The organism is uncultured Dialister sp., from assembly GCA_900314595.1.
In the GTDB taxonomy this organism is placed as follows: Bacteria; Bacillota; Negativicutes; order Veillonellales; family Dialisteraceae; genus Dialister.
The window spans coordinates 19,043-36,466 of the sequence record OMVW01000004.1; the positions used below are offsets into that span (position 1 = coordinate 19,043).

A 17,424-nucleotide genomic window follows, 5' to 3' on the forward strand; every position below is an offset into this window, starting at 1 on the left:
CAACCGAATAAGAAAAGTCAGGTGCCCAAAAGGGCTTAATAGGGAAGACCGGTGAAATGCCGGCACGGTCCCGCCACTGTAATGCAGAGCGAATCTAGATGTCACTGAGAAATCGGGAAGACGGAGGAGCGAGGAAGCAGAGTCAGGAGAACTGCCTGTCTTAAATCACCGTTTGAACCCACGAGCGATGGGAAGGGGATGTCTAATCAAGATGTCTCTTTACGTTCGTGTAAAGAGGTTTTTTATTGGTGAATCGGTTATTGAGGAGCGAACTACATACGTAAGACAGGTGCCCAGAAGGGCTTAATAGGGAAGACCGGTGAAATGCCGGCACGGTCCCGCCACTGTAATGCGGAGCGAATCCAACAAAAGTCACTGAGGATATTGGGAAGGCTGGAGGAGCGAGGAAGCAGAGTCAGGAGAACTGCCTGTTTTGGAATCACCGTTTGACCTACGAGCGATGGGAAGGTGTGAATATATGTACTTTTAGGGTACAATTGTCCACCTTTGTCCTGCGCGAAAGGTGGATTTTCTATTTCCGGGAATGAGGATCCCCGGGGATGATCTGAGGATGGTGAAGGGAAACATCATCCTCCGCGGTTTTTCTTATAGCTCTAAACATCGGTGTATCGCCCGAAAGGGCTTTACATATACCTGTGGGATTTCCTCCCATGGTTCATCTCCTTCGGGTGATGGTAGTAACAGGGAAATACGATCATCACCCCACCCTTTTTCCAGTAACTTCCTTGTGAAGTGCCTATATATCGGGGACTGCTTCAGGCAGCATTCCCGCAGATTCATCTCCCTTCGGGTGATGGTGGACTGATCATCACCCTCCCTTTTTACTAATACTTCTCTATGAAGTGACTATATGGTGCGCTGCACCTCCGGGGCTTGGCCCCATGGTTCTTCTTCCTTTTGTGCGAGGGTTATAACAGGGAAATATAACCATCGCCCCCTTTTACAGATACTTCCGCGTGAAGTGACTATACAGCCGGGGCTTAGCCCCGTGATTCATCTCCCTCAGGTGATGGTTGTAAAGGGAAATATGATCATCACCACCTTTTTCAAAATCCTTCCCTCCATGGAAGTCCTATAGGGAACTGAGTTTTTCCTGATCTTATGGGCGATGCCCTGTTTTCCTCCCTGAGTGATGAGGGAGAAATCCCTCATCACTCTCAATACTTTTTGATAATAGCATCGATGAGATGTTATTATACAGGTTCTCATGGAGCGTTTGCTCCAACCCCTTTTGAAGCGGCCCAATCGTCGCTTCTTTTTTTGTTTGATTAATTCGATTATATTCGATATAATAAAGGCATAGAAACTATCATTGATAAAAGGAGGCATACTATGAACATTTATGATTTCAAGGTCATTACCAATAGAGGAAAGGAAATCTCTTTGTCTGATTACAAAGGCAAGGTCCTTCTTATCGTGAATACGGCCAGCAAATGCGGCTTTACGCCCCAGTATGAAGGACTCGAAGCCCTGTATAAAACTTATAAAGACAAAGGTCTCGTGGTCTTAGGCTTTCCATGCAACCAGTTTGCCGGACAGGATCCGGGAAGCGACGGGGAGATTGAGCAGTTCTGCCGGCTGAATTACGGCGTATCCTTTCCCCTGTTCAAAAAAGGGGATGTGCGGGGAGAAACGGCGCAGCCTCTCTTCAAGTACCTGACCGGCGAAAAGGGCTTTAAAGGCTTTGACATGGATCATCCCAATGCAAAGGGACTCACTGATTTCCTGAAGAAGAACTTCCCCGAATTCCTGGAAGGGGACGATATCAAGTGGAACTTCACGAAATTCCTCATTGACCGGGATGGAAAAGTCATTGCCCGCTTTGAACCGACAAAAACACCGGAGGTCATAGCGGCAGAAATTGAAAAACTGTTGTGAAAGCAGTGATAAGCGAAAAGTAATTGTGGCGCGCATCAGAGATGAGGCGCGCCTTTTGTATGGGCATTTAGTGATTCGTTGTCAGACATCGGCGGATCATGAATCATATGAGAGCCGGAAGGCATGTGTGACGCATTTCTAATGTTTCCCGGACGACAAAATATGATACTATAATATGTAGTAAAGGAGGCAGGGCATGAGGAAATATTTTTTCTTTGATATCGACGGGACGCTGACTACGCCGCTTACGGCGGATTATCCGGACAGCACCAGGGAAGCGGTGCGCCTGCTCAAGGAAAAAGGCCATTTCGTGGCCATTGCCACGGGCCGCATGCAGTCTGATGCGGCCAGAGTGGGAAGGACCCTCGGTATTTCTTCCATCGTTTCCGATGGGGGAAATGCGGTGACCATCGACGGAAAAATCCTCTATGATGAAGGCCTTCCCCTCGATGCCTGCATCCGCACCCTTTCTGAAATTGACGAAGAAAAGCATCCTTTCGCCTTCTGCCCCTATAACAGGAAATTCCGTATCACCAGAACCACGAAATATCTGGAAAAAGTGAAGGACCGGTATTATGAAACGGCAGTGATTCCTGATTTCTATATCCCTTCTGTGGATGTCATTCACAAAATTTTCATTGCCTGCACGAAAGCAGAACAGGAGGATATTCCTCTCTATACGCTGCCTCACGTGTGGTTTTCGGCAGATACCATGCTGGTGGAACCGGTCCACAAAGAGAGAGGAATCCTGGAAATACAGAAACGATACGGTATTTCCGATCAGGATATCATCGTCTTTGGTGATGGTATGAATGACCGTACCATGTTCCGTCCTGAGTGGATGAGCGTGGCCATGGGCAATGCGAAGCCGCAGCTGAAGGAACTGGCGAAATATATCACTTCCCGGGCAGATGAAGATGGGATATATAATGCATGCAGGCATTTCGGGTGGATCTGAAGCAGCAACTGTCCTTTTATGGATAAAATGGATGAGACTCTCCGTTCGTGCGAACGGGGAGTTTTCAGTTTGAAAAATTTCTGCCCGTCCACGCATGGTGCGCCTCAAGCTGATGGCCGGTTCTTGTCAGGGACAGCGCTTGTTTGTTAATCTAAATGTGTATTTTACATTTACAATTTCCCATTGACGTCAAAGGTTCACTTCTGCTATCATAAAGTATCAGTGAATTTTTGTATTTCTTGATTTGAAAAGAGGAAATATGGATACAGAAAAACTGAAGGATGGAAAAGAGGAAGTCCTTTTTGACATCCGTCATTTAACCCATACCTTTGAAATGGAGGACGGGAAGAAGTTTGATGCATTGAAGGACGTTACGGCGACCATAAAAAAGGGCTCCTTTACGGCTATTATCGGCACTAACGGAAGCGGTAAATCCACCCTGGCCCGTCACTTGAATGCGCTCCTTATCCCTACGGATGGGGAACTTTACGTGGAAGGCATGAAGACTTCTGATTTTTCCCATATCTGGGATATCCGCCAGAAGGTGGGCATGGTCTTCCAGAATCCGGACAACCAGCTGGTGGCAGCCATCGTGGAAGAAGATGTGGCCTTCGGCCCGGAAAATATCGGCGTGCCTTCTGAAGAAATCAGGAAGCGTGTAGATGATGCGCTGGAAAAGGTGGGCATGACGGCCTGCCGTACCTATTCCCCCGCCATGCTTTCCGGCGGACAGAAACAGAGAATCGCCATCGCAGGCATCCTTGCCATGAAACCGGACTGCATCGTTCTTGATGAACCGACGGCCATGCTGGATCCCAAAGGACGCCGGGAAGTGATGGATACCATTCACGGACTGAATGAAAAAGAAGGGATTACCATCGTCCTCATCACCCATTTCATGGAAGAAGCGGTGACTGCAGACCATGTGATGGTCGTTGAAAAAGGAGAGCTTCGCATGGAAGGCACCCCGAAGGAAGTATTTTCCCAGGCGGAAAAGCTGACGGCCTGGGGGCTTGATGTGCCGGTGGCAGCCGACCTTGCCTATGGCCTTCGAAAGAAGGGACTTTCCATTCCTGAAGATTGTATGACAGATGAGGAGCTGGGAGAAGCATTATGTCCATATGTGTCGAAAATGTAAGCTGCGTCTACAGCAAGGGTTCTCCTTTTGAAAAGGTGGCGCTGGAAAATATCAGCTTTACCATTGAGAAAGGAGAATTCATCGGAATCATCGGCCATACGGGAAGTGGCAAATCTACCCTGATCCAGCACCTGAACGGCCTCATTCATCCTACGACCGGCAAAGTCACCATCGATGGTATTGACCTTTCGGCCAAATCGAAAGAAGTAGTGAAGAAGCGTCATTCCGTAGGCATGGTTTTCCAGTATCCGGAACACCAGCTCTTTGAGGAAACAGTGGCCAAAGACATTGCCTTCGGGCCCAGAAACCTGGGCTGCGATGAGGCAGAAACGGAAAAGCGCGTAAAGAGCGCCATGAAATTTGCAGGCCTTGATTATGAAACTTTCGGGCAGCGTTCGCCATTCCGCCTGTCCGGCGGCCAGCAGCGACGTGTAGCCATTGCCGGAGTCATTGCCATGCACCCGGATTTCCTCATCCTTGATGAACCTTCCGCAGGACTTGACCCAATCGGCAGAAGGGAAATTTTTGCCCGCATCCAGAGCTGGTATAAAAAAGGCGTATTTTCCGTCATCCTTGTTTCTCATAATATGGATGATATCGCCCGCCTGGCGACCAGGCTCCTTGTCATGCACAAGGGACACCTCGTACTTGATGGAAAGCCCATGGATATTTTCCTCCATCACAGGAAGGAACTTAAGGATTGCGGCGTAGATGCGCCGCCTCTTACCCAGACGCTGCTCTATCTGAAAGAAAAAGGCATCCCTGTACCGGAAGACGCGAAGACTGTTCAGGAAGCCGTGGATCGTATGTACAAAATGCTGGGAGGTAAATAAGATGCTTACAGATATCACTCTCGGCCAGTATTATCCCGGTGATTCCTTCCTTCACCGCATGGATCCCAGGGCAAAGATCCTGTGTACCATGATTTTCATCATTGCCATTTTCCTTGCCAATAACCTTTTCTCCTATGTCCTTGTGGCGGCTTTTACTTTTGCGGCCATCGCCAAATCCGGCGTACCGTCAAAACTTATCTGGAAAGCCATCAAACCGCTCTGGATCATTCTCGTCTTTACCATGGTCATTCACATGCTCACCACCCCGGGCAATGAATTCTTCACCTGGAAATTCATCCATATCAGCCAGGAAGGTATTACGAACGGTCTCATCATGACGCTCCGTCTCGTTTTCCTTATCGCTTTTTCCTCCCTCCTGACCTATACGACCAGCCCGATTGTCCTCACCGATGGCATCGAAGCGCTTCTCATGCCCTTCCGCCGTTTCGGCGTGCCTGCTCATGAACTGGCCATGATGATGACCATCGCGCTCCGTTTCATCCCGACCCTTCTTCAGGAAACAGACCGTATCATGAAGGCACAGTCCTCCAGGGGCGCGGACTTTGTGAACGGCAATCTCTGGCAGAGGGCCAAAAACATGGTGCCTCTTCTGGTACCGCTCTTCATTTCCGCCTTTCGCCGGGCCGATGACCTGGCTACGGCCATGGAAGCCCGCTGTTATCGGGGCGGTGAAGGCAGGACGAAAATGCATCAGCTGGCCTACACCTGGCGGGACAGGAATGCATTCCTTGCCGTAGTTATTGTGACCGTGGCTTTAATCGTGCTTTATATTTATTTCAGATAAAAAATTGGCGGGAAATACTCCTGCCAATTTTTGTTTAGTGATCATTTCGCAGTTTCCATTGGTTTCTCATCCGTGGGACTGCTGATGGCGAATGGCTGATTTGACTTCATTTTACAGAGCCTTTGCCTGATTGTGGGAAAATCTCCGCGGATAGGAAATATAGTACGATCGCACCGCCGCTCGCCTGTGTACAATGCAGCTGCCAACTATAACCGATACCCATTAACTATTACCCCTTACTCATTACCCATCTACAAATCCGAGGCTATATGAAAAATATCTGGATTACCCTCTCTTATGAGGGCACAAATTACGCCGGTTTCCAGCGGCAGGAAAACCGAATGACCGTGCAGGAGATGGTGGAGAACTGCCTCCTTCAGATTACCGGAGTGAAAACCACCCTTTATTTTGTGGCCCGCACCGATGCCGGCGTCCATGCCTATGGACAGGAATGTACATTTTATACGGAATCCACCATTCCGGGAGATCGCTTCATCTATGCCATGAATGCAGTGCTGCCCTACGATATCCGCGTGACGAGAAGCATGGAAGCAGATATGGATTTTTCCGTGCGGAAAGGAAATTTCGGAAAGACCTATGGGTATCTTCTGACAGAGGAGAGGGAATGTCCGCCCTTCCTGAAGCGCTATATCTGGAGGACCGGGAAGAATCTGGATCTTTCCCTGATGGAAAAGGCGGCTGAAGTGCTGGAAGGCACTCACGATTTCACTTCTTTCCGCGGGAACAATTCGGTCCCTTCTTCTCCCGTCCGGAAAATCAATCAAATCCGAATCGCAAAAGATGGACCTTATGTCCGGATTTTCGTCACCGGGGAAGGGTTCCTTTACCATATGGTGAGAAATATTGCCGGTGCCCTTGTCGATGCAGGAACCGGGGCATTGTCGCCGGACGATATCACGAGGATCCTCGCATTAAAAGACCGGAAGGAGCTGGGAATGACCGCCCCTGCAGAAGGTCTTTGTCTCCTTCGCGTTTACTTTTCACCCATTACAAAAGAGGCAGTTGAAGAGACACTTTCCCGGCCACTATTTCCCTGGTGCTGAACAGGTGAATCGATTATTACGTTCCAGTTAAAACAGTTCAATCGTTCAATTCTCACGTTCCAATTTTCTCCCGAAAGAGTTATAATATAGGAAATAATAATAACAATAATCAATTTCATTTCATTTTGGGGAGAGGACTATGGTATTGACAAAGAAAGAGCAGATCCGCAAAGCGGCAAAGAAGCTCTTTAAAGAGAATGGTTACCAGGACACATCGCTCCGGGATATCAGCCGCGAGGCAGGAGTGAATGTGTCCTCTATTTCTTATTATTTTGGAACCAAGGAAGAACTGTATCAGGAACTATTTCCAAAGTCGAAGGAAGAAACAGTGCCGGACAAGAAAAAACAGATCCGGGATGCCGCCATTCGGCTCTTTGCGCTGAAAGGCTATTCAGACGTATCCATCCGGGATATAGGAAAAGAAGCAGGGGTCAACAGTGCGGCTATTTCCTATTACTTCGGCGGCAAACGGGAGCTGTATGCGGACATTCTGGAAAAAGGCTCCAACCTTCTGGTAGACTTTGTGGAAAAAGCGGCAGACGGCACAAGGAGCCCTACGGAAGTCATGGAAATGTATGCTCATTTCTTCTTCCGCCTCATGGAGGACCGGCCGTACATCCTCCGCATTTTTTCCTGGGAAATGATCCATCCCACCGATGTCTTTGCTTCCATCGGGAAGGAACGGTTCGCCATGGTGCTCATGGTGCTGCGCGGCGCATTGACGGAAGGCATGGAAGAAGGCTGTTTCCGGAAAGACCTGAAGCCCACGGAAGTCTGCATATCCTGGGCCGGCATGGTGGTATACTACTACCTGATGAATGAAATCAAGAAACGGTTTGAGGTGGAAGAAGATATTTCCGAAGAATCCTACATGACCCAGGCCTACGATGTGCTCATGAACGGGATCCGGAATAAAAAATCCCTGTCTTGACAAAAAGGACCTCATTCGCTAAAATGTATGCAACACGTAAAAAGTGCTGATGGAAAAAAGTACTTGTTTCAGAAGTTTCAAAGAGAGCCGGACTGGTGAGAACCGGCAGCGGAGAAATGAGGAAGTTCTTTCCTGAACTGCAGAGCTGAAATGACAGTAGGCCCTGACGTAGAGCCCCCGTTACAGGGCAGAGAGTTGATCTGATGAAGATAATTTGGGTGGTACCACGGATAATCCGTCCCTTTGGTACCACCCTTTTTGTTTCAAATCAGATAAGAAGGGTGGTACCGCGAAAAATTTCGTCCCTGCTTCAGCAATGAAGCGGGGATTTTTTGATGGTACCGGAAGAAGAGGAGGATTCAAATGAAAGGTTTGAAATGGAAGGCAGCTGCCCTTATGGCAGCAGGACTGCTCATGGCAGGAGGAATGGATGCCATGGCGGCTCATCTGGAAGATATTGCAGCCCGCGGGACCATCCGCGTAGGCACCACGGGCGATTACCGGCCCATGTCCTATAAAGACAGGGAAACGGGTCAGTATGAAGGCTTCGACGTGGAGCTTTCACAGAAACTGGCCGATTCCCTTCATGTACAGGTGGAATTCGTGCCCACCACATGGAAGACACTTTCCGCCGATACGGCCGCAGGTAAATTCGACCTTGCGCTCTGCGGCATTACCCGCACCTTTGACCGTGAAAGGACACTGACCATGTCCGACGGGTATCTTCTTTTCGGGAAGACCATTCTCTGCCGCAAAGGTGAGGAAGGGAAATACAAATCCCTGGCAGATCTGAACCGGCCGGAAGTGAAAGTCATGGTCAATCCGGGCGGAACGAACGAAAAATTCGCCAAAGCCAACCTGCCGAAAGCCACACTCCTCATTCATGAACAGAATGCAGAAATACCGGGCCTCATTGCAGAAGGCAAAGCAGACGTGATGATTACGGAAACCATGGAAGCCAACCGCTATGTGAAGCTCAATAAAAAACTGGCGGCGCCCCTTGTGGATGAACCTTTCACAAAGAGCCGCTTCGGTGCCCTGATGGAAAAGGGAGACCAGGATTTCCTGAACTATGTGAACTTCTTCCTGGCAGAAATGGAAACGACCGGTACCATGGAAGAACTGGAAGATAAATATATTAAATAAGGGAAACGGGAGGAACATATATGAGACAGTGGATGAAAATCGGTATGGCAGCAGCCATCGCGGCGGCAGCGCTCCTTTATGGAGGCTGCGGCGGAGGAGGACAGGGCGGCAAACAGCAGCTGCCTCCTTCGGATAAACCAATCATCGGCATAGTCCAGATCGTACAGCATGGTTCCCTTGACCAGGCAAACAAGGGATTCGTGGATGGCCTGAAGCAGAGGGGCTATGATGAAAGCAAAGTTACTTTCGATCAGCAGAATGCCCAGGGCGACCAGTCCAATCTGAAGACCATCGCATCCAGATTTGCTTCTGAAAAACCGAAGCTCATCTGTGCCATTGCTACGCCTGCAGCCCAGGCGGTAGCCAATGAAATCAAGGATATCCCGATTGTCGGCACAGCCATCACTGATTACACCACTGCCAAACTGGTGAAGAATGATGAAAAGCCTGGCGGCAATGTCACCGGCGTATCCGACCTGGCCTCCATCGATGCCCAGATGGATCTGGGAAGGGCCCTTGTACCGGGTGCGAAAAATATCGGCCTCATCTACTGCTCTTCCGAAGTCAATTCCGAAGTGCAGGCCAATATGATGAAGGATTATTGCAAGAGAAATAATCTGGCAGTGGAAGAAAGGACCGTAAACAGTGTCAATGATATCCAGCAGGTAGCTGAATCCCTGGCAGGCAAAGTAGATTTCATCTATGTCCCCACCGATAATACACTGGCCTCGGCGATTCCCACCCTTATGAAGATTACCGATGCCCATAAGATACCGGTCATTGTAGGGGCCGATATTATGGCTAAAGACGGAGCTCTGGCAGCTCTTTCCGTAGATTACTACAAGCTGGGCATACAGACAGGCCAGATGGCGGCGGACATCCTGGATGGCAAAATCAAGCCGGAAACCGCGCCAATCCAGCACCAGAAAGAATATACCATCATGATCAACAAGAAAGATGCAGAAATTCTGGGAATCAGGATTCCGGAAGAAATCGCAAAGAAAGCACAGATGGTTTAAGTAAGAAATATTTCGTTTCCGGATACCGGTGAACGAAAAAGGGGAAACGGACCCCGGATTAAGTCTATTTCCCAAACCGGCAGATAAAATGGAAGGTAAGCAGGCCGGAATTAAAAATGGGATGGTAGGATAGGAGAATATTTATGAAGAAATGGATGAAACTTGGAATGGCGGCTGTGCTTGCGGCATCAGCCCTGATTTACGGAGGCTGCGGCAGTGATAAAGGGGCAGGATCCTCCGCCGCATCTTCAGGAAAACCAATCGTAGCCGTAGTACAGCTCGTGGAACACGGTTCCCTGGATCTTGCCAATAAGGGATTCATGGAAGGCATGAAAGAAAGAGGCTATACAGAGGATAAAGTCCACTTCGATCAGCAGAACGCACAGGGGGATCAGGCCAATCTGAAATCCATTGCTTCCCGTTTTGCTTCGGAGAAACCGAAACTTGTCTGTGCCATCACTACACCGGCAGCCCAGACCATGGCCAATGAAATCAGGGACATCCCCATCGTGGGCACCTGCATCACCGACTACGTTACAGCGAAGCTGGTCAAGACAAATGATGCTCCCGGCGGTAATGTCACCGGCGTCTCCAACCTGACGCCTATCGAACCCCAGATGAAGCTGGCTCTTTCACTGGCACCGAATACAAAGAAAGTGGGTCTGATCTACACGGCCAGTGAAGTCAATTCCGAGGTTCAGGCCAATATGCTCAGGGATTACTGCAAAACCCATGATCTGACTGTGGAAGAAAGGACCATTCACAATGTCAATGACATTCAGCAGGTGGCAGAATCCCTCATCGGAAAAGTAGACATCATCTATGTCCCCACAGACAATACGGTGGCTTCCGCCATGGCAAACCTCGTGAAGATTACGGATCCACATAAGATTCCTGTCTTTGCAGGCGCTGAAATCATGGCCAAAGACGGGGCTCTGGCTTCCCTCTCCGTGGACTATTACAAACTTGGCATCCAGACCGGCCACATGGCTGCCGATATCCTGGACGGCAAGAGTAAACCGGAAACGAGGGCTATTGAGCACCAGAAAGAATTCCCCATCGTGATCAACAAGAAAACTGCTGAAACCCTGGGAATCACGATTCCGGAAGAAATAGCGAAGAAAGCGCAGATGGTGTGAGCAGGAGTCAACCTGGAAGACCAGGCTGCGCAGACATAGAGAGGAATATCTCGTGATTCGTCTTTCCTGAACATGGCGCCTGTTTGCAGGCGCCATTTCTATTTACCGGTAAATCGTAAAAATTACTGATTCAAATCAGGAATTTTCTTCATCAAAAATTCAAACAAAATCAACAAATTTACTGGAATGTCAATATCCCGATGATGTATAATACTTAACAGGTATATCCCAAATTATCGTCATGAGGAATATACGAAAAACAGATAAAGAAGGCGGGGCTATGTCAGAGATAGAGACAAGGTTAGCCCGGGTCAGGGACCGGATCCGGTCCGCGGAAAAGCGGTCTCCCTATGGTCAGGAAGTACAGCTGGTGGCAGTGACGAAATTCCATCCTCTTCAGGATATGGAAGAAGCCATCCGTCTCGGCGTGACACAGGTGGGAGAAAACCGGGTTCAGGAAATGGAAGAAAAACATAAAGTCCTCACGCTTCCTGTCGTCTGGAACCTGCAGGGGCATTTGCAGAAGAACAAAGTGAAAAAAGCGGTAGCCATGGCGGATCTCATCCAGTCCGTGGATTCCTTGGAAATCATGCAGGAAATCGACCGGCGGGCAGGAGAAATCGGCAAGGTACAGGAAGTGCTTCTGGAGTTCAATATTTCCGGAGAGGAATCAAAAACCGGACTTGAACCTTCGGCTATGGAAGAAGCTGTCAATAAAGCGAAGGAACTTCAGCACATCCGCGTGAAAGGCCTCATGTGCATGGCTCCGGAATATGAGGATGTGGAAAAGACACGGCCCGTATTCAGGGAAGGCCGCCGGCTTTTTGAAGAACTGAAAGAAAAATTTCCCAAAGGACAGATTTCAATATTATCTATGGGCATGACCCATGATTTTGAAATAGCAATTGAAGAGGGTGCCACCATGGTGCGCATCGGTACGGCCATATTCGGGCCAAGACAGTATTAGGAGGAGAAAGCATGAGCTTACTTGATAAATTTAAGGACCAGTTTGTAGACCGCGATGATGATGAAAGAGAAGACGAAGAAGAACTGGATGAGGAAGAAGAAGCCGTTAGCCCGGCAGCACCCGTCCCGCCCCGTCCGGCAGCCGTCAATCCTGCAAGACCCGTCGGCCGCAGTGCGGCTCCCCGTCAGGCTGCTAAACCCTACACCATGGTCGTTGTGAATCCGAAGAGCTATGCAGATGCTGAAAAGATCGGTGACCATCTGAAAGCCATGCGCCCGGTAGTCATGAATATGGAAAAAACCGATGCTGATGAAGCACAGCGTATCGTCGATTTCGTACAGGGCATCATGTATGCGCTGGATGGCAGAATTGACCAGATTTCCGAAAGCATTTATCTCTGCGCGCCGAATAATATGAGCGTATCCCGTGAAAATTTTGCAGCTTACTCTGACCAGCAGGCACCGGCTGCTCCCCAGTGGAACGCTCAGCCTCAGGACTCTGGGGCACCACAGGCTTAATGTCCTTCCTTTCAAACGGTCTTCAGTGGTTCAAAAACCAGTTTGAAGATACCGATGAAGAAGCCGGTTATGAGGAAGCAGAGGGAAGCTATGATGAAGATGGCGATGATGTGCCCGCGGCAGGCGCGCTGCCGGCGAGGGCTATTCGTCCCCAGCAGGTTGTCATCATGGTTCCCGGCTCTTATGGCGATGCCCGCCGTGCCGTAGAGACACTGGAGCAGGGCAAATCCGTCATGGTTGTACTCTCAGATAATGTGAATGATGAAGTGGCCAGCCGCTTCGTAGATTTCATGAGCGGAGCCGTCTGCATGTGCCATGGGGATATCACCCTGATCGGTGATGATGTGCTCATCTGTGTCCCTGATACGGTTGACCTGCATGAAGACAGACTGGCTTTTGTATCGGGCATTCCTACCTGGAAAGGACCGTAATATGAAGAAAATACTGCTCATCGGCTGCGGGGCCATGGGAGGCGCCATTCTTTCCGGCTGCCTTGCCAAAGGGCTCTGGAAGAAGGAGGAGGTCTTCCTCAAGGAACACTCCCTCGAGGCTTCAGAAGAAAAAGCAGCCCGCTACGGGGTCGGCGTATCTGCTGATGGCAGTGTGGCTGCTGAAGCAGATATGGTCATTGTGGCAGTAAAGCCGAATGTAGTACCGTCTGTACTGGAAGAAATTTCCAGATATAAACCTCGTCGCGTACTTTCCATTGCAGCAGCCGTGACTCTGGAAACACTGGAAAAAAGTCTTCCCAAAGGAACGGAAGTAATCCGCTGCATGCCAAACACCCCGGCATCCGTAGGGGAGGGCATGGCTGCCATTGCGAAAGGCACCCTTGCAGGTGATGAATTCCTGAAAGATGCAGTCGATATTTTCAATGCACTTGGCAAAGCGGCAGTAGTCACGGAACGGCAGCTCGATGAACTGGGCGCCCTTTCCGGCGCAGGCCCGGGATATGCCTTCGTTATCATTGATGCCCTTTCTGATGCAGGCGTACTTGTGGGACTGCCCAGGAAACTGGCTATTGAAGCCGCTGCACAGACTCTGTATGGTGCAGCGAAAATGGTACTGGAAACAGGTAAACATCCAGCCGAACTGCGCGACCAGGTGACAAGCCCGGGCGGCACGACCATTGCCGGTATTTATGCCATGGAGAAAGGAGGCCTCCGGGCCGCCCTGATCGATGGAGTGAAAGCCTGCCTCGATAAATCAGACGCTATGGCGAAGAAATAAAGGAAATAAAACCCGGTTTGCGGATTTTATTTTGTGAATAACCGTCCGCCGCCCGGAGAGGAATTCCCCAGGCGGCGGCTCGTTTTTGGAATACTTCCATCAGTGAAGGGAAGGGCTGCAAAGCCATACGACCTTTACAGGAACAATATATGATCTCATTTCAGGAAAGAGGATGAAATGAAAGATAGAGAAAAAATTCTTAAGTTTTTTGCGGCCGGCGGTGATGAGGCAAAAGAAATGGCCATCCGCCTGCTGGATCTGGCAGATTCTGTAGAGCGGGGCAGGCCTTTTGCCGTTGGTCCTTTCATGGCTCCCTACGGAAGGCAGATCGGCCAGACCATCGCGGCGCATATGAAGACCGTCACATCCGCCGGCTTTGGCGGATTTCATGAAGCAGAACGAGTCCGCATTTCTTTCAAAAGCAATGATTATGAAGGCCCTGTGGATTATGGAGTTTCCCTTCTTTCCGTTACCTGGGACGGCAGGTACCGTCTCATCGGTCACCGGGATGTGCTGGGAAGCCTGATGGGTCTTGGTATCGACCGGTCTATCCTGGGAGATATCCTCATGCAGGGCTCCGGCTGCCAGGTGATCTGCGATAAAACCATGGCAGGCTGGCTCATCGATAATTTCCATAAAGTGGCCATGGTACCGGTAGAAGTCAAAGAAATTCCGCTTTCGGAAATACAGCCTCCGAAACAGACTGCTAAAGAAGTGAGGGCCACTGTGGCATCCCTGCGCCTTGATGCGGTGGGGGCCGCCGGATTTGGCATTTCCCGTTCCAAAATGGCCCAGGCAGTGGATGATGAAAGGACCGAAGTGAACTGGGTCCCTGCCAAAAGCGCCTCGCAGGCCGTAAAACCGGGGGATATCATCAGCATCAGGGGCCGCGGCCGCATAGAAATCGTGGAACAGACCGGTGTGAGCCGGAAAGGCAGGATCGGGCTGCTCATTAATCGATATAAGTAGCAGTTAGTTTTCAGATCGGCTCATCGCTGATGGCTGATAGCTAATGGCTAACCACTCTCAGTGCGTATTTGAGATGAAAATTCTGCCTCCCGCCTGAGCTGAATGCAACTGATAACTTCTCACCTATAGTAACCGTATTTTATGGAATTCAAGTTGTTATAAAAAGGAGAAACACATGATTACACCGATGGATATTCACAATAAGACGTTTTCCCGCCAGCTCCGCGGCTATTCCCAGGAGGAAGTCAATGCATTCCTCGAAGAACTGGCTTCGGACTATGAGAAAATTTATCGTGAACACCGTGAAATGGAAGAGGAAATGGATGGTATCCGTACAAAGCTTCGGAATTATGAGAAAATGGAATCCACCATGTCCAATACCCTGATCATGGCCCAGGAGACGGCAGACAATCTGAAAAAGATTGCGCACAAAGAAGCGGATCTGTCCATCAAGGAAGCCCAGAGCGAAGCCCATAAAATCGTGGCTGATGCAGAAGCGGCCCGCCGGAAAATGAATGAAGACCTTCTGAAGGCAGAAGGGGATATGAACCTTTATATTGCCAAACTCCTGTCCAACTGCAAATCGGCTCTTGCCATGATTGAAGCGGCCAAGGCAGTACAGGCGCCGCAGCCCGTGGAAGACGGGATGAAACCGGCTTCTGAACAGGCTTCTCCTCTCCAGGCTCCCGGTGAAACGACTTCTGCCGAAGAAGCAACCGAGGAAGATCCTTATTCCGGCAACCTTTTTGATCAGGCGAGAGAGACCGTGGCTTCCTCGGAAGAACCGAAGGATTGAGTATGGATAACGCATACGTAACGGAGTGGGCCAATGAAAACCTGGGGCTCACCCTGAAAATCACGAAGATGCTTCATGAAGAAAAGACGCCTTTCCAGCATATCCAGATTGCGGATACCCTTCAGTATGGCCGTATCCTTATCCTGGACGGTGTATTCCAGACGTCCGTCAAGGATGAGTGGACCTATCATGAGATGATTTCCCACGTGCCCCTCATGCTTCATCCCCATCCGGAGAGGGTGCTCATCATCGGAGGCGGAGACGGCGGGGTAGCACGGGAAGTATGCCGCCACGAGTGCGTCAAACAGGTAGACCTCTGTGACATCGACGGAAGGGTCATCGAACTTTCAAAGAAATATTTCCCTACTATTTCCAAAGTGCTGAATGACCCGCCGGCAAAGCTCCACATCCATGTGGGGGACGGAATTGCTTTTGCGAAAGCGGTGAAAGATTTTTACGATATCATCATCATCGACTGCTCTGATCCCATCGGTCCGGGAGAAGGCCTCTTCACCCGGGATTTCTACAGGAGCGCTTTCGATGCCCTGAGGGAAGACGGACTCATCGTACAGCAGACCGAATCTCCCATCGTGCAGCAGCATATCGTTCATGATGTGTACGAAGCCATGGGCGATGTATTTCCCATTGTGCGCATGTATTACTCCCATGTACCCATCTACCCGGCATGCCTGCACTCTTTCATGATGGCATCCAAGAAATATGATCCCCTTACGACGGAACCCAGGAAAGACGTGCCTGCCCCCATGAAGTACTATAACGAAGGAATCCAGAAAAGCTGCTTTATCCTTCCGAACTTCATCAGGAATCTCCTGTTTAAAGGTACAATCAGTTTTTAGAAATAAAAAAATGCTGTGCAGACGATACCCTGTCCATGCACAGCATTTATTTATTATTTATAAAAGGCCGCATGAAAAGATGCAGCCTTTTTTTATTGATTCGAAGAGTTCATACATCCGACGGCTTCAGGATGGAGCCCGCAATTTTTTTCCAAACCGGTTCTTTTTCTCTTACGAAACGAATCAGTAGAGCGATTTCCTCTGCCTCAAGCCCCATGGCACGGAAAACATCGCAAACCACTTTTTCACGAAGCACAGATGGATTCGGCTTCACATTGAATTCAAAAGCAAAAAGGTACGCCCCTACCGACCCTTCTGCCAGAAGAAGATCCGACCTGAAGCTTTCATCCTGTTTCGTATTCCCCGTGACTGCGTAAATCACTCTTTCATGGCGCGCTATAATATCCTCGAGAAGGATCGGTGATACATGGGAGGCGGCCATCATTTCCCGCATTACCGGGTTCAGCTGGGCGCAGTACAGCTCGACGTAAATCAGGCCTGCCAGCCTGTGCAGGCCGTCCTCACCCTTCAATTCCTTATCCACACTGTCCTGGATGATATCCATAAATTTGTCCACCAGCGCCGAGAACAGGTGCTCCTTGTCCTCAAAGATATTGTAGATGCTGCCGGAGGTGATGCCGGACATCTGCACAATCTGCCGGATGGTGGTATTTTTATATCCCTGGCTAAGGAAAAGTTTTTCCGCGGTAGTCAGGATTTTTTCCCGCACCCCCTGCATGTGCACTGCCCTTTTTTCTGATTTTGCCATATATACCTCACTTTACCCCTAACTAAAAATGTATATATTTCATGCAAATTTTAATATGCACTTACCCCCCCTAACTTAGGATTATTATAAAAGAGAATAGTCCTTACTGTCAAACAGGATTCACTGTCAAAACAGTTAAATTTGAAAGTTTATAAAAATATTCGATAACTGAATAAAAAAGGTATCTCTTTATATCATGGGAAACATGAATAGAGATACCTTTAATTTCTGAATGAAAAAGGAAAGGAGCGGGATTTAGGGGAATCCCGCTCCTTCATTTCTTCCGTGCGTGGAGAAGGACAGCATCCCGTACCGGATGGGGATCCGGCCGGAGTCGGCGTAGGGACACCGCTCCAGGTTAGGGCAGGAGCCGTCTCTTCATGGGG

At 49.4% G+C, this 17,424-nt stretch carries 18 protein-coding genes, 2 riboswitches and 1 other annotated feature; of the genes, 17 read left to right on the plus strand and 1 reads right to left on the minus strand.

Features of this window, described 5'->3' with window-relative positions:
• Positions 1-2 precede the first annotated feature (2 nt).
• A riboswitch (cobalamin riboswitch) is annotated at positions 3-174 on the plus strand.
• A 96-nt stretch (positions 175-270) separates the two neighbouring features.
• A riboswitch (cobalamin riboswitch) is annotated at positions 271-447 on the plus strand.
• 906 nt (positions 448-1,353) lie between these two features.
• From QZN42_RS02715 to speE, 17 genes are all read left to right on the plus strand, one after another.
• Positions 1,354-1,899 carry a glutathione peroxidase gene (locus tag QZN42_RS02715; protein ID WP_296954192.1) on the plus strand — a complete coding sequence of 182 codons (546 nt, stop codon included), beginning with the start codon at positions 1,354-1,356 and terminating at the stop codon, positions 1,897-1,899.
• Between the two features lie 196 nt (positions 1,900-2,095).
• The gene (locus tag QZN42_RS02720; RefSeq protein WP_296954193.1) at positions 2,096-2,857 is read left to right on the plus strand and encodes an HAD-IIB family hydrolase; all 762 of its coding nucleotides are present in this window, start codon (positions 2,096-2,098) and stop codon (positions 2,855-2,857) included.
• 259 nt (positions 2,858-3,116) lie between these two features.
• Positions 3,117-3,995: an energy-coupling factor transporter ATPase gene (locus tag QZN42_RS02725; protein WP_296954194.1), complete on the plus strand. Its 879-nt coding sequence runs from the start codon at positions 3,117-3,119 to the stop codon at positions 3,993-3,995.
• Positions 3,971-4,828, plus strand: a complete 858-nt coding sequence (locus QZN42_RS02730; RefSeq protein WP_296954195.1) for an energy-coupling factor transporter ATPase — start codon at positions 3,971-3,973, stop codon at positions 4,826-4,828. The genes QZN42_RS02725 and QZN42_RS02730 overlap by 25 nt, the downstream gene beginning before the upstream one ends.
• Before the next feature lies 1 nt (position 4,829).
• The gene (locus QZN42_RS02735; RefSeq protein ID WP_296954196.1) at positions 4,830-5,633 is read left to right on the plus strand and encodes an energy-coupling factor transporter transmembrane protein EcfT; all 804 of its coding nucleotides are present in this window, start codon (positions 4,830-4,832) and stop codon (positions 5,631-5,633) included.
• Between the two features lie 269 nt (positions 5,634-5,902).
• The gene (gene truA, locus QZN42_RS02740; protein WP_296954197.1) at positions 5,903-6,697 is read left to right on the plus strand and encodes a tRNA pseudouridine(38-40) synthase TruA; all 795 of its coding nucleotides are present in this window, start codon (positions 5,903-5,905) and stop codon (positions 6,695-6,697) included.
• Between the two features lie 139 nt (positions 6,698-6,836).
• Positions 6,837-7,628 (plus strand): TetR/AcrR family transcriptional regulator, encoded by a 792-nt coding sequence (locus tag QZN42_RS02745; protein WP_296954198.1) that lies wholly within the window; start codon positions 6,837-6,839, stop codon positions 7,626-7,628.
• A 37-nt stretch (positions 7,629-7,665) separates the two neighbouring features.
• Positions 7,666-7,874 (plus strand) — a binding site (T-box leader).
• A 117-nt stretch (positions 7,875-7,991) separates the two neighbouring features.
• A complete protein-coding gene (locus QZN42_RS02750) occupies positions 7,992-8,774 on the plus strand; it encodes a transporter substrate-binding domain-containing protein (protein ID WP_296954199.1) in 783 nt (260 codons plus the stop codon).
• Positions 8,775-8,794: 20 nt separating this feature from the next.
• Positions 8,795-9,793: an ABC transporter substrate-binding protein gene (locus QZN42_RS02755; protein WP_296954200.1), complete on the plus strand. Its 999-nt coding sequence runs from the start codon at positions 8,795-8,797 to the stop codon at positions 9,791-9,793.
• A gap of 143 nt (positions 9,794-9,936) precedes the next feature.
• Positions 9,937-10,932 carry an ABC transporter substrate-binding protein gene (locus QZN42_RS02760; RefSeq protein ID WP_296954201.1) on the plus strand — a complete coding sequence of 332 codons (996 nt, stop codon included), beginning with the start codon at positions 9,937-9,939 and terminating at the stop codon, positions 10,930-10,932.
• A 280-nt stretch (positions 10,933-11,212) separates the two neighbouring features.
• Complete coding sequence (locus QZN42_RS02765) at positions 11,213-11,899, plus strand: YggS family pyridoxal phosphate-dependent enzyme (protein WP_296954202.1); 687 nt, start codon at positions 11,213-11,215, stop codon at positions 11,897-11,899.
• A gap of 11 nt (positions 11,900-11,910) precedes the next feature.
• Entirely contained in the window at positions 11,911-12,417 is a 507-nt protein-coding gene (locus QZN42_RS02770) for a cell division protein SepF (protein ID WP_296954203.1), read from the plus strand.
• The gene (locus QZN42_RS02775; RefSeq protein WP_296954204.1) at positions 12,417-12,848 is read left to right on the plus strand and encodes a cell division protein SepF; all 432 of its coding nucleotides are present in this window, start codon (positions 12,417-12,419) and stop codon (positions 12,846-12,848) included. Before QZN42_RS02770 ends, QZN42_RS02775 begins: the two co-directional genes overlap by 1 nt.
• A 1-nt stretch (position 12,849) precedes the next feature.
• Positions 12,850-13,647 (plus strand): pyrroline-5-carboxylate reductase, encoded by a 798-nt coding sequence (proC, locus tag QZN42_RS02780; RefSeq protein WP_296954205.1) that lies wholly within the window; start codon positions 12,850-12,852, stop codon positions 13,645-13,647.
• Positions 13,648-13,824: 177 nt separating this feature from the next.
• Positions 13,825-14,616 (plus strand): RNA-binding protein, encoded by a 792-nt coding sequence (locus QZN42_RS02785; protein WP_296954206.1) that lies wholly within the window; start codon positions 13,825-13,827, stop codon positions 14,614-14,616.
• Positions 14,617-14,791: 175 nt separating this feature from the next.
• Positions 14,792-15,412, plus strand: a complete 621-nt coding sequence (locus QZN42_RS02790) for a DivIVA domain-containing protein (protein WP_296954207.1) — start codon at positions 14,792-14,794, stop codon at positions 15,410-15,412.
• 2 nt (positions 15,413-15,414) lie between these two features.
• Entirely contained in the window at positions 15,415-16,269 is an 855-nt protein-coding gene (speE, locus tag QZN42_RS02795; RefSeq protein ID WP_296954208.1) for a polyamine aminopropyltransferase, read from the plus strand.
• Between the two features lie 109 nt (positions 16,270-16,378).
• On the opposite strand, the gene QZN42_RS02800 is transcribed toward speE, so the two are convergent.
• Entirely contained in the window at positions 16,379-17,038 is a 660-nt protein-coding gene (locus QZN42_RS02800) for a TetR/AcrR family transcriptional regulator (protein ID WP_296954209.1), read from the minus strand.
• Between the last annotated feature and the right edge of the window lie 386 nt (positions 17,039-17,424).

Bases quoted from the DNA above. Each gene is read 5' to 3' on its own strand.
- QZN42_RS02715 (WP_296954192.1), top strand. From the start codon at position 1,354: ATGAACATTTATGATTTCAAGGTCATTACCAATAGAGGAAAGGAAATC.
- QZN42_RS02720 (WP_296954193.1), top strand. From the start codon at position 2,096: ATGAGGAAATATTTTTTCTTTGATATCGACGGGACGCTGACTACGCCG.
- QZN42_RS02725 (WP_296954194.1), top strand. From the start codon at position 3,117: ATGGATACAGAAAAACTGAAGGATGGAAAAGAGGAAGTCCTTTTTGAC.
- QZN42_RS02730 (WP_296954195.1), top strand. From the start codon at position 3,971: ATGTCCATATGTGTCGAAAATGTAAGCTGCGTCTACAGCAAGGGTTCT.
- QZN42_RS02735 (WP_296954196.1), top strand. From the start codon at position 4,830: ATGCTTACAGATATCACTCTCGGCCAGTATTATCCCGGTGATTCCTTC.
- truA (WP_296954197.1), top strand. From the start codon at position 5,903: ATGAAAAATATCTGGATTACCCTCTCTTATGAGGGCACAAATTACGCC.
- QZN42_RS02745 (WP_296954198.1), top strand. From the start codon at position 6,837: ATGGTATTGACAAAGAAAGAGCAGATCCGCAAAGCGGCAAAGAAGCTC.
- QZN42_RS02750 (WP_296954199.1), top strand. From the start codon at position 7,992: ATGAAAGGTTTGAAATGGAAGGCAGCTGCCCTTATGGCAGCAGGACTG.
- QZN42_RS02755 (WP_296954200.1), top strand. From the start codon at position 8,795: ATGAGACAGTGGATGAAAATCGGTATGGCAGCAGCCATCGCGGCGGCA.
- QZN42_RS02760 (WP_296954201.1), top strand. From the start codon at position 9,937: ATGAAGAAATGGATGAAACTTGGAATGGCGGCTGTGCTTGCGGCATCA.
- QZN42_RS02765 (WP_296954202.1), top strand. From the start codon at position 11,213: ATGTCAGAGATAGAGACAAGGTTAGCCCGGGTCAGGGACCGGATCCGG.
- QZN42_RS02770 (WP_296954203.1), top strand. From the start codon at position 11,911: ATGAGCTTACTTGATAAATTTAAGGACCAGTTTGTAGACCGCGATGAT.
- QZN42_RS02775 (WP_296954204.1), top strand. From the start codon at position 12,417: ATGTCCTTCCTTTCAAACGGTCTTCAGTGGTTCAAAAACCAGTTTGAA.
- proC (WP_296954205.1), top strand. From the start codon at position 12,850: ATGAAGAAAATACTGCTCATCGGCTGCGGGGCCATGGGAGGCGCCATT.
- QZN42_RS02785 (WP_296954206.1), top strand. From the start codon at position 13,825: ATGAAAGATAGAGAAAAAATTCTTAAGTTTTTTGCGGCCGGCGGTGAT.
- QZN42_RS02790 (WP_296954207.1), top strand. From the start codon at position 14,792: ATGATTACACCGATGGATATTCACAATAAGACGTTTTCCCGCCAGCTC.
- speE (WP_296954208.1), top strand. From the start codon at position 15,415: ATGGATAACGCATACGTAACGGAGTGGGCCAATGAAAACCTGGGGCTC.
- QZN42_RS02800 (WP_296954209.1), bottom strand. From the start codon at position 17,038: ATGGCAAAATCAGAAAAAAGGGCAGTGCACATGCAGGGGGTGCGGGAA.